Genomic DNA, 14,664 nt, shown 5'->3' with positions numbered 1-14,664 from the left:
AGGGCTGCGCAGCAGACCCAAAAATCTCAAGGAGAAGAAATGTCCGACCCACTGGTAATCCCCTGCCCCCACTGCAACGGCCTCAACCGCCTGCCGGCGGCGCGCCTGGGTGACGCCCCGAAATGCGGCCGCTGCAAACAGGACGTGCTGCTGAGCCAGCCTTTCGAACTCAGCGAAGCCAACTACGCCAGCCAGATCAAGGGCGACCTGCCGCTGCTGATCGACGTCTGGGCTGACTGGTGCGGCCCCTGCAAATCCTTCGCCCCGACCTTCGAACAGGCTGCCCGCCAACTCAGCGGCCGCTGCCGCCTGGCCAAGCTCGACAGCGAAGCCCACCGCAACCTGGCCGGGCAGCTGGGTATCCGCTCGATCCCAAGCCTGATCCTGTTCAAGAACGGCCGCGAAATCAGCCGCCAGGCCGGGGCGTTCCCACTCCAGTCGTTGCTGGAGTGGGTGCGTAGCCAAGGGGTCTAAGCGTTTTCTTCAAGCAGTGAATGCAGTTCTACAAACTGCTGCGTCAGCTTGTGCCGCGGCTCCAGGTGAATCAGCGGCAGGCTGGCATGGTGCGATTCACGCATTTTCACCGAGCTGCCCAGGTACACCGGTAGCACCGGCAGCCCTTCTCCCAGCAGCTCTTCGAGCATCTGCTGAGGCAGGCTGGCGCGGGACTGGTACTGGTTGACCACGATGCCTTCAACCTGAAGGTCTTCATTGTGGTCCTCCTTGAGCTCTTCGATCTCAGCCAGCAGGCCGTACAGTGCCTGGCGCGAGAAACTGTCGCAGTCGAAGGGAATCAGCACGCGATCAGCGGCGATCAATGCGGAAACCGCGTAGAAGTTGAGCGCTGGCGGCGTGTCGATGTAGATCCGGTCGTAGTCCTCGTCCAGCTCGTCGAGCAACTTACGCAGCTTGTTGATCTTGTGCTTGGCTTCCAGCTTGGGTTGCAGGTCGGCCAGCTCCGCCGTGGCGGTGACCACATGCAGGTTGTCGAACGGGGTTTCGTAGATATCGACCTTGTTCTTCTTGCTGAACGGCCCGCTGGACAGGCTCTGCTTGAAGAAGTCGGCAATACCCATGGGGATATCGTCGCCGGTGAGGCCGGTGAGGTACTGGGTCGAGTTGGCCTGGGCATCCAGGTCGATCAGCAAGGTCCGATAACCTTCGCTGGCACTCACAGCCGCCAGGTTGCAAGCGATGCTCGACTTGCCCACGCCACCTTTCTGATTGAACACCACGCGCCGCATGATTGACCTCCGTGTATCAACGAATGCCCGAGTATGTGGCGGCGCAGCGGCAATGGCCAGTGCCATTTGCCCGTTCGCCGGCTCAGGCCGCCATCAGTCCCGTCAGCAACTCGGCAAACGCCCGGGCCATCGCCGAACCGCCACGTTCACGCTGCACCAGCCACACTGCCGACATCGCCCCTTCATCCAGCAGCGTGCGGTACACCACGCCTTCGATGCGCATGCGCTGGAACGATGCCGGCAGCACCGAGACCCCAAGCCCCGCCGACACCAGGCCGATGATAGTCATCGCTTCCCCCGCTTCCTGGGCGAAATGGGGGTTGAACCCGGCCTGGCGCGCCAGGCTCAACAACTGGGCATGCAGCCCGCTGCCATAGCTGCGCGGGAAGAACACGAACGGTTCATGGGCCAGGGCGGCCATGTGCACGCCATGTTCCGTGCCTTGCGCCAACGGATGCGAGGCATTGATCACTGCCACCAGCGGCTCGCGGAACAGCTCCGTGGCCACCAGGCCCTCCGGCAGCGGCATCGGCCGCATCAGACCGACTTCGATGGATTCGTCGAACACCCCTTCTGCGACATCCCGGCTGCTCATTTCCTTGAGGTTCAGGTGCACTGCAGGGAAGCGCTGGCGAAAGGCATGAATGGCCTTGGGAATTTTCGACGTGAACGGCGCCGACGAGGTGAAGCCAATTTTCATCTCACCCAGTTCACCCAACTGCGCACGGCGCGCCACATCGGCCGCCTTCTCCACCTGCGCCAGCACCTGGCGCGCCTCTTCAAGGAACAGGCGACCCGCCTCGCTCAGCTCGACCCGACGATTGGTCCGCTCGAACAGGCGGGCGCCCAGTTCCTGTTCCAGTGCCTGGATCTGCTGGCTCAACGGCGGCTGGGAGATCCCCAGTTGCTGGGCCGCACGGCCGAAGTGCAGCTCTTCGGCAACGGCGATGAAGTAACGCAAATGGCGCAGTTCCATGATCGGCTCCAATCAGGTCGCTAAACGTCTCAAATAGGTCGAATAATATATTCGATCTAATCATTAGCCAGCTATATGCTTTTTTCATTGCGCCAGAGGTACCGCCCGTGAAAACTGCTGTAGCCCCCCTTCCTGCCGGCCCAGAACCCGCCCCCCTGAACGACATGTGGATCGAAAAAGGCACCCCCGCCTTCATGAAGACCGTGCTGGCCCTGTTCAGCGGCGGCTTCGCCACGTTCGCCCTGCTGTACTGCGTACAGCCGATGATGCCGCTGCTGTCGAAGGAGTTTTCCATCAACGCGGCGCAGAGCAGCCTGGTGCTGTCGGTGTCCACTGCAATGTTGGCGTTCGGCCTGCTGATCACCGGTCCGATCTCCGACCGCATCGGCCGCAAGCCGGTAATGGTCTTTGCCCTGGTCTGTGCCGCCCTGTCGACCCTGGCCAGCGCGGTGATGCCGAGCTGGGAGCTGGTGCTGGCCACCCGCGCCCTGGTGGGCCTTTCGCTGAGTGGCCTGGCGGCGGTGGCGATGACTTACCTGAGTGAAGAAATCCACCCGCAGCACATCGGCTTGGCCATGGGCCTGTACATCGGCGGCAACGCCATCGGTGGGATGAGCGGGCGGCTGATTACCGGGGTACTGATCGATTTCGTCAGCTGGCACACGGCGATGCTGACCATCGGCGGGCTGGCCCTGGTGGCGGCGCTGGTGTTCTGGAGGGTACTGCCGGAGTCGCGCAACTTCCGCCCTCAGCTGATGAGCCCGCGTAGCCTGCTAGACGGTTTCGTCATGCACTTCAGGGATGCCGGGCTGCCTTGGCTGTTCCTCGAAGCCTTCTTGCTGATGGGTGCCTTCGTCACCCTGTTCAACTACATCGGTTACCGCCTGCTGGCCGAGCCGTATCACATGAATCAGGCGCTGGTCGGCTTGCTGTCGGTGGTGTACCTGTCGGGGATCTACAGCTCGGCGCAGGTCGGCGCACTGGCTGACAAGCTGGGCCGGCGCAAGGTGTTCTGGGCCAGTATCGTGGTAATGGCGGGAGGCCTGCTGATGACCCTGGCGACCCCGCTGGCGCTGGTTATCGTTGGCATGCTGGTGTTCACCTTCGGCTTCTTCGGTGCGCACTCGGTGGCCAGCAGCTGGATCGGCCGCCGCGCGCTGAAGGCCAAGGGGCAGGCTTCGTCGCTGTACCTGTTCAGCTATTACGCAGGGTCCAGCGTGGCCGGTACGGCCGGTGGGGTTTTCTGGCACCAGTGGGGCTGGAACGGCATCGGCCTGTTCATTGGCAGCCTGCTGGCGGTGGCGTTGCTGGTGGCACTGCACCTGAGCAAGCTTCAGCCGAAAACGGCTTGAAGCCCATTCGCGGGTGAACCCGCTGCCACAGGGACCGCGCCTAACTGGAGCTCAGCGCTGTACCTGTGGGAGCGGGTTCACCCGAAGTCAGAGTAGAAAAAGCCCGGCACATTGGCCGGGCTTTTCGTTTCAGAGCGCTTACTGGTGATACTGCGCCGACAGCTCGTGCACGGCGTTGATGAACACGCCGGCATGTTCCGGGTCGACTTCCGGGGTGATGCCATGGCCCAGGTTGAACACGTGGCCAGTGCCCTTGCCATAGCTGGCCAGGATACGCGCCACTTCCTGGCGGATGGCTTCGGGCTTGGCGTACAGCACGGTCGGGTCCATGTTGCCTTGCAGCGCAACTTTGTCGCCGACGCGGCGGCGAGCGTCGCCGATCTCACAGGTCCAGTCCAGGCCCAGCGCGTCGGCACCGGCATCGGCGATGCTTTCCAGCCACAGGCCACCATTCTTGGTGAACAGGATCACCGGCACTTTGCGCCCTTCGTGCTCGCGGATCAGGCCGCTGACGATCTTGCGCATATAGGCCAGGGAGAACTCCTGGTAGGCCGCCGCCGACAGATTGCCGCCCCAGGTGTCGAAGATCTGCACCGCCTGGGCACCCGCGAGGATCTGGCCATTGAGGTAGCTGGTAACCGACTGCGCCAGCTTGTCCAGCAGCAAGTGCAGGGCTTGCGGGTTGTCGTAGGCCATGGCCTTGGTCTTGCGGAAGTCCTTAGACGAGCCGCCTTCGACCATGTAGGTGGCCAAGGTCCACGGGCTACCGGAGAAACCAATCAGCGGCACACGGCCGTTGAGCTCGCGACGGATGGTGCTGACCGCATCCATCACGTAGCCGAGGTCTTTCTGTGGGTCAGGGATCGGCAGCGCTTCGATGTCGCCCGGGGTGGTGATGGTCTTCTTGAAGCGCGGGCCTTCGCCGGTTTCAAAGTACAGGCCAAGGCCCATGGCGTCGGGGATGGTGAGGATGTCCGAGAACAGGATCGCCGCATCAAGCGGGTAGCGGTCCAGCGGCTGCAGGGTCACCTCGCAGGCGAACTGCGGGTTCATGCACAGGCTCATGAAATCACCGGCCTTGGCGCGGCTGGCGCGGTACTCCGGCAGGTAGCGGCCGGCCTGGCGCATCATCCAGACAGGGGTGACGTCAACGGGTTGCTTGAGCAGCGCACGCAGGAAACGATCGTTCTTCAGGGCAGTCATGTCGGCATCCGGAAAAATAGTGCGGGCATTTTCTCAGACGCCAGCGCAAAAGGCACGGTCAAGGCCATGCGTTTTGTCTATTGGGTGCCACAGATCAAGCGTTTTTGTATACAAAAGCTTCGCGGGCACGCCCGCTCCCACAGGTTCTGCGCTGAACCCTGTGGGAGCGGGCGTGCCCGCGAAGAGGTCGAAAGTCAGACTTCCAGGTAATCCAGGATCCCTTCGGCGGCGTTGCGGCCTTCGAAGATCGCCGTCACTACCAGGTCCGAACCGCGCACCATGTCGCCACCGGCGAACACTTTCGGGTTGCTGGTCTGATGCTTGAACTTGGCTTTCTCCGGCGCCACCACGCGGCCCTGGCTATCCAGCTGGATGCCATGCTGCTCGAACCACGGTGCCGGGCTCGGGCGGAAGCCGAAGGCGATCACCACGGCGTCGGCCGGCAGGATCTCTTCGGAGCCTGGGATCGGCTCGGGGCTACGACGGCCACGGGCATCCGGCTCACCCAGGCGGGTCTCGACCACCTTCACGCCTTCGACCTTGTCCTCGCCGACGATGGCGATGGGCTGGCGGTTGTAGAGGAACTTCACGCCTTCTTCCTTGGCGTTCTTCACCTCTTTGCGCGAACCCGGCATGTTGGCTTCGTCACGGCGATAAGCACAGGTCACCGACTTGGCGCCCTGGCGGATCGAAGTGCGGTTGCAGTCCATCGCGGTGTCGCCACCGCCCAGCACCACGACCTTCTTGCCCTGCATGTCGACGAAGTCTTCCGGCGACTTCTCGAAGCCCAGGTTGCGGTTGACGTTGGCGATCAGGAAGTCCAGCGCATCGTGCACGCCTGGCAGGTCTTCACCCGGGAACCCCCCTTTCATGTAGGTGTAGGTGCCCATGCCCATGAACACTGCATCGTACTCGGCGAGCAGCTGTTCCATGGTGATGTCCTTGCCCACCTCGGTGTTCAGGCGGAACTCGATGCCCATGCCGGTAAAGACTTCGCGGCGATTGCTCAACACGGACTTTTCCAGCTTGAACTCCGGGATGCCGAAGGTCAGCAGGCCACCGATCTCCGGGTTTTTGTCGAACACCACCGGGGTCACGCCACCCCGCACCAGCACGTCGGCGCAGCCCAGGCCAGCCGGGCCGGCACCAATGATGGCGACGCGCTTGCCGGTTGGCTTGACCTTGGACATGTCCGGGCGCCAGCCCATGGCAAACGCCGTGTCGGTGATGTATTTCTCCACCGAGCCGATGGTCACAGCGCCGAACCCATCATTCAGGGTGCAGGCCCCCTCGCACAGACGGTCCTGCGGGCAAACACGGCCGCACACTTCCGGCAGGGTGTTGGTCTGGTGCGACAGTTCGGCCGCGGCCAGGATGTTGCCTTCGGAGACCAGCTTCAGCCAGTTGGGGATGAAGTTGTGTACCGGACACTTCCACTCGCAATACGGGTTGCCGCAGCCCAGGCAACGGTGCGCCTGCTCCACGGACTGCTGCGGCTTGAACGGTTCGTAGATTTCCACGAACTCCTTCTTGCGCTGGCGCAGCAGCTTCTTCTTGGGGTCCTTGCGGCCCACTTCGATGAACTGGAAGTCGTTGTTCAGACGTTCAGCCATTTTTCAAAACCTCTTTACCGCAGTTGCCAGCCTCAGGCTGCAAGCTGCAAGACGATCACTTGAGCACGACAGGCCCCGCGCACGGGGCCGTCACTTGCAGCTGTTCTTACTGCGGGTTGGCACGGGTGCTGGACAGCAGTTGCTTGAGGTTGGCCGCCTTCGGCTTGACCAGCCAGAAGCGTCGCACGTAGTCGTCCAGGTTCTCGAATAGCTCACGCCCCCACTCGCTGCCGGTCTCTTCCACGTATTCGCCAAGGACCCGCGCCAGGTGGCTGCGGTAGGCTTCCATCGCCTCACCACTGATCCGCTGGATTTCCACCAGCTCGTGGTTGAGCTTGTCGACGAAGCTGTTGTCCATGTCGAGCACGTAGGCGAAGCCGCCAGTCATGCCAGAACCGAAGTTGTAACCGGTCTTGCCCAGAACGCAGACAAAGCCACCGGTCATGTATTCACAGCAGTGATCGCCGGTACCCTCGACAACAGCGTGGGCGCCGGAGTTACGCACAGCGAAGCGCTCGCCCGCGGTACCTGCGGCAAACAGCTTGCCGCCGGTGGCGCCGTACAGGCAGGTGTTGCCGACGATGGCGCTGTGCTGGGTGGCGAACGGGCTGCCGGCGGGTGGCACGATGGTCACCTTGCCACCGGTCATGCCTTTGCCGACGTAGTCGTTGGCGTCGCCTTCCAGGTGCAGGTTCAGGCCACCGGCGTTCCACACGCCGAAGCTCTGGCCAGCGGTACCCTTGAAGCGGAAGGTCACCGGCTTGTCTGCCATGCCCTGGTTGCCGTACAGCTTGGCGATTTCGCCAGAGATACGGGCACCAATGGAACGGTCGCAGTTGCAGATGTCGAGGCTGAACTCGCCACCGGCCTGGTCGCGGATTGCAGGCAGGGCCATCTCGACCATCTTCTCGGCCAGCTCGCCCTTGTCGAACGGCGGGTTGTTGTCGACTTCGCAGAACTGCGGCTTGTCGGCCGGAATGTGCGAGCTGCCCAGCAGCGGGGTCAGGTCCAGGTACTGCTGGCGCTCGGTGTCGCCTGGCAGCACGTCGAGCAGGTCGGTACGGCCGATCAGCTCGCCGAGGCTGCGCACGCCCAGCTTGGCCAGCCACTCACGGGTTTCTTCGGCGACGAAGGTGAAGAAGTTGATCACCATGTCGACGGTGCCGATGTAGTGGTCCTTGCGCAGCTTCTCGTTCTGCGTGGCAACGCCGGTGGCGCAGTTGTTCAGGTGGCAGATACGCAGGTATTTGCAACCCAGGGCGATCATTGGCGCGGTGCCGAAGCCGAAGCTCTCGGCGCCGAGGATCGCTGCCTTGATCACGTCCAGGCCGGTCTTCAAGCCGCCGTCGGTCTGCACCCGCACCTTGCCGCGCAGGTCGTTGCCGCGCAGGGTCTGGTGGGTTTCGGCCAGGCCCAGCTCCCACGGGGCGCCAGCGTACTTGATCGAGGTCAGCGGCGAAGCACCGGTACCACCGTCGTAACCGGAGATGGTGATCAGGTCGGCATAGGCCTTGGCCACGCCGGCGGCAATGGTGCCAACGCCGGCCTCAGCCACCAGCTTGACCGAAACCAGGGCCTGCGGGTTGACCTGCTTGAGGTCGTAGATCAGCTGGGCCAGGTCTTCGATCGAATAGATGTCGTGGTGCGGCGGCGGCGAGATCAGGGTCACGCCCGGTACCGCATAGCGCAGCTTGGCGATCAGGCCGTTGACCTTGCCGCCTGGCAGCTGGCCGCCCTCACCAGGCTTGGCGCCCTGGGCAACCTTGATCTGCAGCACTTCGGCGTTGACCAGGTATTCCGGGGTCACGCCAAAGCGGCCGGTAGCCACCTGCTTGATCTTCGAGCTCTTGATGGTGCCGTAGCGCGACGGGTCTTCACCGCCCTCACCGGAGTTGGAGCGTGCGCCCAGGCGGTTCATCGCCTCGGCCAGGGCTTCGTGAGCTTCCGGCGACAGAGCCCCCAACGAGATACCGGCGGAGTCGAAGCGCTTGAGGATGGCCTCCAGCGGTTCGATCTGGTCCAGCGGCAGGGCCTCGTCGGCGACCTTGACCTTCAGCAGGTCACGGATCATCGACACCGGGCGCTGGTCGACCAGCGTGGTGTATTCCTTGAACTTGGCATAGTCGCCCTGCTGCACGGCGGCCTGCAAGGTGTTGACTACATCCGGGTTGTAGGCGTGGTATTCGCCACCATGGACGAACTTAAGCAGGCCACCTTGCTGGATTGGCTTGCGCGCACTCCAGGCTTCGGCCGCCAGCAGCTTCTGGTCACCTTCGAGGTCGACGAAACGCGCACCCTTGATACGGCTGGATACGCCCTTGAAGCTCAGACCAACCACTTCTTCGGCCAGGCCCACGGCTTCGAACAGCTGGGCGCCACGGTACGAGGCGATGGTGGAGATGCCCATCTTCGACAGGATCTTCAGCAGGCCCTTGGAGATGCCCTTGCGGTAGTACTTGAAGACTTCGTCGAGATCGCCGAGCACTTCGCCGGTACGGATCAGGTCGGCCAGCACTTCGTAGGCCAGGTACGGGTAAACGGCCGAGGCACCGAAGCCCAGCAGCACGGCGAAGTGGTGCGGGTCGCGAGCAGTGGCGGTTTCGACCAGGATGTTGCTGTCGCAACGCAGGCCCTGCTCGGTCAGGCGGTGGTGTACGGCACCCACGGCCAGCGAAGCATGTACCGGCAGCTTGCCCGGGGCGATGTAGCGGTCGCTCAGTACCAGCTGGGTCTTGCCGCTGCGCACGGCTTCTTCAGCCTGGTCGGCGATGTTGCGGATGGCCGCTTCCAGGCCGACGCTCTCGTCATAGTTGAGGTCGATCAGCTGGCGGTCGAAGCCTTCGCGCTCCAGGTTCATCAGCGAACGCCACTTGGCGGGCGAGATGACCGGCGAGCTGAGGATGACCCGCGAAGCGTGCTCCGGGGACTCCTGGAAGATGTTGCGCTCGGCGCCCAGGCAGATTTCCAGGGACATGACGATCGCTTCGCGCAGCGGGTCGATCGGCGGGTTGGTCACCTGGGCGAACTGTTGGCGGAAGAAGTCGTATGGCGAACGCACGCGCTGCGAAAGCACCGCCATCGGCGTGTCGTCACCCATCGAGCCGACCGCTTCCTGGCCCTGCTCGCCGAGTGGGCGCAGCACCTGGTCACGCTCTTCGAAGGTGACCTGGAACATCTTCATGTACTGCTTGAGCTGGTCAGCGTCGTAGCTGGCCACGCCCTGGTCGTCGGTCAGGGTCGCCTGGATGCGCAGGGCGTGCTGACGCAGCCAGCGCTTGTACGGGTGGCGCGACTTCAGACGGTTGTCGATGGCGTCGGTGTCGAGGATCTGGCCGGTCTCGGTGTCCACGGCAAGGATCTGACCCGGGCCGACACGGCCCTTGGCCAGGACGTCCTCAGGCTGGTAGCCCCACACGCCGATTTCCGAGGCGATGGTGATGTAGCCGTTGGTGGTCGTCACCCAGCGCGCCGGACGCAAGCCGTTACGGTCGAGCAGGCACACCGCGTGGCGGCCTTCGGTCATTACGATACCGGCCGGGCCATCCCACGGCTCCATGTGCATGGAGTTGTATTCGTAGAAGGCGCGCAGGTCGGCGTCCATGGTCTCGACGTTTTGCCAGGCTGGCGGCACCAGCATGCGCACGCCGCGGAACAGGTCGATGCCGCCGGTGACCATCAGCTCCAGCATATTGTCCATGCTCGACGAGTCGGAACCGACGCGGTTGACCAGTGGACCGAGCTCTTCGAGGTCGGGGATCAGGTCGTTGGCGAACTTGGTGCGACGGGCCATGGCCCAGTTGCGGTTGCCGGTAATGGTGTTGATTTCGCCGTTGTGGGCGAGGAAGCGGAACGGCTGCGCCAGCGGCCATTTCGGCAGGGTGTTGGTGGAGAAGCGCTGGTGGAACACGCAGATCGCGGTTTGCAGGCGCTCGTCACCCAGGTCCGGATAGAACGCCGCGAGATCGCGCGGCATCATCAGGCCTTTGTAGATGATGGTCTTGTGCGAGAAGCTGCAGATGTAGTGGTCGGCGTCGTGGGCGTTGGCCACGGACGAGCGGCGACGGGCACTGAACAGCTTGATGGCGAATTCCTGATCGCTCAGGCCTTCACCGCCAATGAATACCTGCTCGATCTGCGGCAGGCGCTCCAGGGCCAGGCGGCCGAGCACGCTGGTGTCGATCGGGACCTTGCGCCAGCCGACCAGCTTGAGGCCGGCCGCGACGATTTCGCGGTCCATGTTGGCGCGGGCGGCTTCGGCTTTGACCGGGTCCTGGTTGAAGAACACCATGCCGACGGCGTACTGCCTGGGCAGCTCTACGGCGAAGTGTTGCTGGGCCACGGCCCGCAGGAATTGATCAGGCTTCTGCATGAGCAGACCGCAACCGTCACCGGTCTTGCCATCGGCGTTGATACCGCCGCGGTGGGTCATGCAGGTCAGTGCCTGCATGGCGGTTTGCAGAAGGTGGTGACTCGGCTCGCCCGTCATATGGGCGATCAGGCCAAAACCACAGTTGTCCTTGAATTCTTCGGGATGGTACAGACCTGTTTTCATAGACACTTTCTCACCAGGTTCACCTCTCAACCGGAGGTAAATCTCTTTTATGTACAACCACTTACCATCCACGCCGATCAAACGCCAGCTTTTTTGCGGTGGCCATGGAAAACCATTGTTGCACAGCGACAGTCATACCCACAAATTTTCATGTCTCACCATTGAAAATTTATGTCGCAATTTTGAATGTTTTTGCGCCATGCGCCGTGATAGCGGCTTGGCTCGAGTCTGAAGCGTTTCAGCCAGGTCTGCAACAGAGGCTTGTGGCCGGCAGTCTGGGACAGAAAAGCCTGCCGCGCGCAGGCGCAGCAGGCTAGTCGGATGTCGTTAATCGCTCAGCAACTGGGCGGCGGGGTGTTGCCGCCCGGAAGGTATCAGCGGGCCGAGGCCAGCTCTTGTTGGACGCTGGCGACGGTACGTGGCCAAGGTTTACCAGCCTGGACCTTCGCTGGCAAGTTCTTGATTGCCGCAACCGCTGCGTCGCGGCTGGCAAAATTGCCGTAGGTGACCACGTAGAGCGGTTTGCCCTGGAGGTTTTTCTTGAAGTAGCGATACTCGCCACCCTGCTCCTTGACGAAGGCCTGGGCCGATGCTTCGGAGCTGGTGCCGAGGATTTGCACCACGTAGTTGCCGGGTTTCTGGCCCGAATACCAACCGCCGCTGGCGCTGCCACTGGCGACCGGCTTTTCCACCGGTTTGGCGGCTGGCTTGGCAACAGCGACCTGAGTGGGTGCCGGGGCCGGCTTGGCAGGCGCAACCGGCTTCACTGGCTGGGTAGCGACAGGCTTCGGCGCAGGTACAACCGGCTGCACAGGCGTGGCAGCCTGGGCCATGCTCGGCGCCGGGCCGGCAGGCACGCCCTGTGGCGGTGCGATGGTGGTCACGGTCGGCGGATTGCCAGGCTGCAGGGCGGTGTTGCCCGCTGGGCCACCTTCTTCGCCATCACCCATGCCGGCAGCTTGCGCCAGCGGCTCGCGCATCACGGGCTGGGACTGCCCGACCAGCGGCAGCGGCATCGGCTGCGACTGGCCAGAGAATTCGATGGCCGGGCTGCCGTTGTTGGACTGGGCGGCGCCTGGCTGGCCCTCGCCCAGCGGCAGCTGGGCCTGGGCTACAGGCGCTTCGGCTGGCGCCTTGTCGCCTTTCTTCGGCATCAGAACTGCAGCACCTACGGCGACCACGACGACAGCGGACAGCGCGAGTACGTGTTTCTTAGGCATTTTGAACCCCATGGATGGTCGCTTGACCGTGGTACGGCTGGCGATCATGGCTTCGATCAAAGTATCGCGGGCGACCTGGTTGATGTTGCCAGGCCATCCGTCGGAGTTTTCATGAATATCGACCAGCTGTTCACGGGTGAACACCTCGATGCCCCGGCCAGCGCCTTCCAGGCGTTGCTCCAGGTACTCGCGGGTTTCTTCCTCGTTGTAGGGGGCGAGTTCAATGATATGGAAGCGCTCTTCCTCGACCTGAATCTCATCCAGCCCGGCAATCAGCGAAGGCTCGCCGAACAGGAACACGTGCGGGCGCCCTTCCGGTAGCCCGGCCGCCAGTTCCAGCAACGCTTGGAGTGCCGACTCGTCGAGTTGTTCCGCATCGTCCACCAGCAAATAGACTTCCTGACCGGTCAGCGCCAGCTGCACCACCTTGTTCAGGATCGCCTGCACTTCAGGCTGGGCCACTTCAAGTGTTTGCGCCACCTGACCGAGCACGCTGGCAGCGTCGCTGGCACCACGGGCCGACACCACCACGCTCAGCACCGTCTGCTTGTTGGTGCTGGCCACCAGGGCCTGGCGCAGCAGGGTCTTGCCGCTGCCAACCGGGCCGGTAACCACCAACATCAGCTGGCTGTAGCGGGCCAAGTGATGAAGTTGGCCCAGCACCGGCTTGCGCTGGGCGGGGAAGAACTTGAAGCCGGGCACACGCGGTGCGAACGGATCGTGGCTCAACTGGTAATGTTCGAGGAACGCCTCATCGGCATGCAAACTGGTCATTACGCTGTCACAACCTCAAAGCTGGGCCACGATCGCGCGGTAATCCGCCGACAGCGTGGCCTGAAGAATCTCTTTCGGATAGTCGTCGGTAATCACGGCCTCGCCCAGCTGGCGCAGCAGCACCAGCCGCAGGCGGCCATCGAGTACCTTCTTGTCGACCGCCATATGCTCCATGAAATGCGCCGGGGTCATTTCCTGTGGTGGCACCACCGGCAAACCTGCGTCCTGCAGCAGGCGGATTGCACGATCACGCTCGGCCTGGTCGATCCAACCCAGGCGCATGGACATTTCCAGGGCCATGACCGTCCCTGCGGCCACGGCTTCACCATGCAGCCACACGCCGTAGCCCATGTGCGTTTCGATGGCATGGCCAAAGGTATGCCCCAGGTTCAGCGTGGCGCGCACGCCCGACTCGCGCTCGTCGGCGCCGACAACGGCTGCCTTGGCAGCGCAAGAGCGACGGATCGCTTCAGTCAGGGCAGCGGGTTCGAGGGCGCGCAGAGCCTGGATATTGTCTTCGAGCCAGCCCAGGAATGGCTTGTCGCAGATCAGGCCGTACTTGATCACTTCAGCCAGGCCCGCCGACAGCTCGCGCGCAGGCAGGGTCTTGAGGCTGGTGGTATCGATCAGTACCGCGTTGGGCTGATAGAAAGCACCGACCATGTTCTTGCCCAACGGGTGGTTGATGCCGGTCTTGCCCCCCACCGAGGAGTCAACCTGAGACAGCAGGGTGGTCGGCACCTGGATGAAATCGACGCCACGCTGGTAGCAGGCTGCGGCGAAGCCGGCCATGTCACCGATCACGCCGCCGCCGAGGGCGACCACGGTAGTACGGCGGTCATGTCGCGCCGTCAGCAAACCGTCAAAGATCAGTTGCAGGGTCTCCCAGTTTTTATGGGCTTCGCCGTCCGGCAGGATCACCGGCAGCACCGAGTAGGCGCCAAGGGTGTTGCTCAGGCGTTGGAGATACAGAGGCGCGACGGTTTCGTTGGAAACGATGGCGACCTGCCGCCCGCGGATATGCGGCGCCAGCAGTTCGGCCTGGTCCAGAAGGCCTTCGCCAATGTAGATCGGGTAGCTACGCTCGCCCAGGTCGACCTTAAGTGTCTGCATGTATCCCCACAATGTACTTTGGCGCGGCGCCGGCTGTTCGACCCGCGCGGTAACGTTGAACCTCGCCTCGGCGCTGGCCGAGAATAGTCCCGGCTTAGCGGGGCGGCAACTGCTGCAGGCGCTCCAGAATATCGAGCACCACCATGCGCGGTGGCCGCTCGTCGGTTTCCACCACCAGGTCGGCGATTTCGCGATAAAGCGGGTCGCGCGCCTCCAGCAAGGCGCGCAGGGTCGCCTCCGGGTTGGCCGTGCGCAGCAACGGGCGATTGCGATCGCGCGCAGTGCGCCCGACCTGTTGTTCCACCGAGGCGTGCAGATAAATGACCCGGCCGCCCCTGTGCAGGGCTTGGCGGTTCTCCGCACGCATGACTGCGCCGCCACCGGTCGCCACCACCACGCCATCGAGCGCGCAGAGCTCGGCGATCATCGCCTGCTCACGGTCACGGAAGCCCGGTTCGCCTTCTTTGTCGAAGATCCACGGGATATTGGCACCGGTCCGCAGTTCGATTTCCTTGTCGGAATCTTTGAACAGCAGGCGCAGCTCTTTGGCCAACAGGCGCCCTATGGTGCTTTTACCAGCGCCCATGGGTCCTACAAGTATCAAATTTCGCACAGAA

Annotated in this window: 10 protein-coding genes; 2 read left to right on the top strand and 8 right to left on the bottom strand. The window is 63.1% G+C overall.

Annotated features, from left to right (window positions below):
• Positions 1 to 39 precede the first annotated feature (39 nt).
• On the top strand, positions 40 to 474 hold the full coding sequence (gene trxC, locus APH33_RS05785) for a thioredoxin TrxC (protein ID WP_054884237.1): 435 nt from the start codon (positions 40 to 42) through the stop codon (positions 472 to 474).
• On the opposite strand, the gene APH33_RS05780 is transcribed toward trxC, so the two are convergent.
• Complete coding sequence (locus APH33_RS05780) at positions 471 to 1,244, bottom strand: ParA family protein (RefSeq protein WP_054884236.1); 774 nt, start codon at positions 1,242 to 1,244, stop codon at positions 471 to 473. The genes trxC and APH33_RS05780 overlap by 4 nt on opposite strands.
• A gap of 82 nt (positions 1,245 to 1,326) precedes the next feature.
• A complete protein-coding gene (locus APH33_RS05775; protein ID WP_054884235.1) occupies positions 1,327 to 2,220 on the bottom strand; it encodes a LysR family transcriptional regulator in 894 nt (297 codons plus the stop codon).
• A 164-nt stretch (positions 2,221 to 2,384) separates the two neighbouring features.
• Between APH33_RS05775 and APH33_RS05770 the strand changes: the two genes are divergently transcribed.
• Positions 2,385 to 3,572 (top strand): MFS transporter, encoded by a 1,188-nt coding sequence (locus APH33_RS05770; protein WP_256218594.1) that lies wholly within the window; start codon positions 2,385 to 2,387, stop codon positions 3,570 to 3,572.
• A 138-nt stretch (positions 3,573 to 3,710) separates the two neighbouring features.
• Here the strand turns inward: APH33_RS05770 and hemE are convergent, their stop codons facing one another.
• From hemE to aroK, 6 genes are all read right to left on the bottom strand, one after another.
• Positions 3,711 to 4,775, bottom strand: coding sequence for a uroporphyrinogen decarboxylase (gene hemE / locus APH33_RS05765; RefSeq protein ID WP_054884233.1), 1,065 nt, complete (start codon positions 4,773 to 4,775; stop codon positions 3,711 to 3,713).
• A gap of 194 nt (positions 4,776 to 4,969) precedes the next feature.
• Positions 4,970 to 6,388, bottom strand: coding sequence for an FAD-dependent oxidoreductase (locus APH33_RS05760; protein WP_054884232.1), 1,419 nt, complete (start codon positions 6,386 to 6,388; stop codon positions 4,970 to 4,972).
• A 106-nt stretch (positions 6,389 to 6,494) separates the two neighbouring features.
• Positions 6,495 to 10,940: a glutamate synthase large subunit gene (gltB, locus tag APH33_RS05755; protein WP_054884231.1), complete on the bottom strand. Its 4,446-nt coding sequence runs from the start codon at positions 10,938 to 10,940 to the stop codon at positions 6,495 to 6,497.
• Between the two features lie 374 nt (positions 10,941 to 11,314).
• A complete protein-coding gene (locus APH33_RS05750) occupies positions 11,315 to 12,934 on the bottom strand; it encodes an AAA family ATPase (protein WP_054884230.1) in 1,620 nt (539 codons plus the stop codon).
• Between the two features lie 15 nt (positions 12,935 to 12,949).
• Positions 12,950 to 14,047: a 3-dehydroquinate synthase gene (aroB, locus tag APH33_RS05745; RefSeq protein WP_054884229.1), complete on the bottom strand. Its 1,098-nt coding sequence runs from the start codon at positions 14,045 to 14,047 to the stop codon at positions 12,950 to 12,952.
• A 94-nt stretch (positions 14,048 to 14,141) separates the two neighbouring features.
• Complete coding sequence (aroK, locus tag APH33_RS05740; RefSeq protein WP_054884228.1) at positions 14,142 to 14,660, bottom strand: shikimate kinase AroK; 519 nt, start codon at positions 14,658 to 14,660, stop codon at positions 14,142 to 14,144.
• Positions 14,661 to 14,664: the final 4 nt, after the last annotated feature.

The organism is Pseudomonas sp. NBRC 111130 (assembly GCF_001320485.1).
Taxonomy (GTDB): Bacteria; Pseudomonadota; Gammaproteobacteria; order Pseudomonadales; family Pseudomonadaceae; genus Aquipseudomonas; species Aquipseudomonas vlassakiae.
Note: the sequence above shows the minus strand (reverse complement) of the source record. Positions and strands in the feature narration are given on the sequence as shown.

Coding starts and splice junctions, on each gene's coding strand:
- APH33_RS05775 (WP_054884235.1), bottom strand. CDS start 2,220: ATGGAACTGCGCCATTTGCGTTACTTCATCGCCGTTGCCGAAGAGCTG.
- APH33_RS05750 (WP_054884230.1), bottom strand. CDS start 12,934: ATGACCAGTTTGCATGCCGATGAGGCGTTCCTCGAACATTACCAGTTG.
- APH33_RS05780 (WP_054884236.1), bottom strand. CDS start 1,244: ATGCGGCGCGTGGTGTTCAATCAGAAAGGTGGCGTGGGCAAGTCGAGC.
- aroB (WP_054884229.1), bottom strand. CDS start 14,047: ATGCAGACACTTAAGGTCGACCTGGGCGAGCGTAGCTACCCGATCTAC.
- gltB (WP_054884231.1), bottom strand. CDS start 10,940: ATGAAAACAGGTCTGTACCATCCCGAAGAATTCAAGGACAACTGTGGT.
- hemE (WP_054884233.1), bottom strand. CDS start 4,775: ATGACTGCCCTGAAGAACGATCGTTTCCTGCGTGCGCTGCTCAAGCAA.
- trxC (WP_054884237.1), top strand. CDS start 40: ATGTCCGACCCACTGGTAATCCCCTGCCCCCACTGCAACGGCCTCAAC.
- APH33_RS05760 (WP_054884232.1), bottom strand. CDS start 6,388: ATGGCTGAACGTCTGAACAACGACTTCCAGTTCATCGAAGTGGGCCGC.
- APH33_RS05770 (WP_256218594.1), top strand. CDS start 2,385: ATGTGGATCGAAAAAGGCACCCCCGCCTTCATGAAGACCGTGCTGGCC.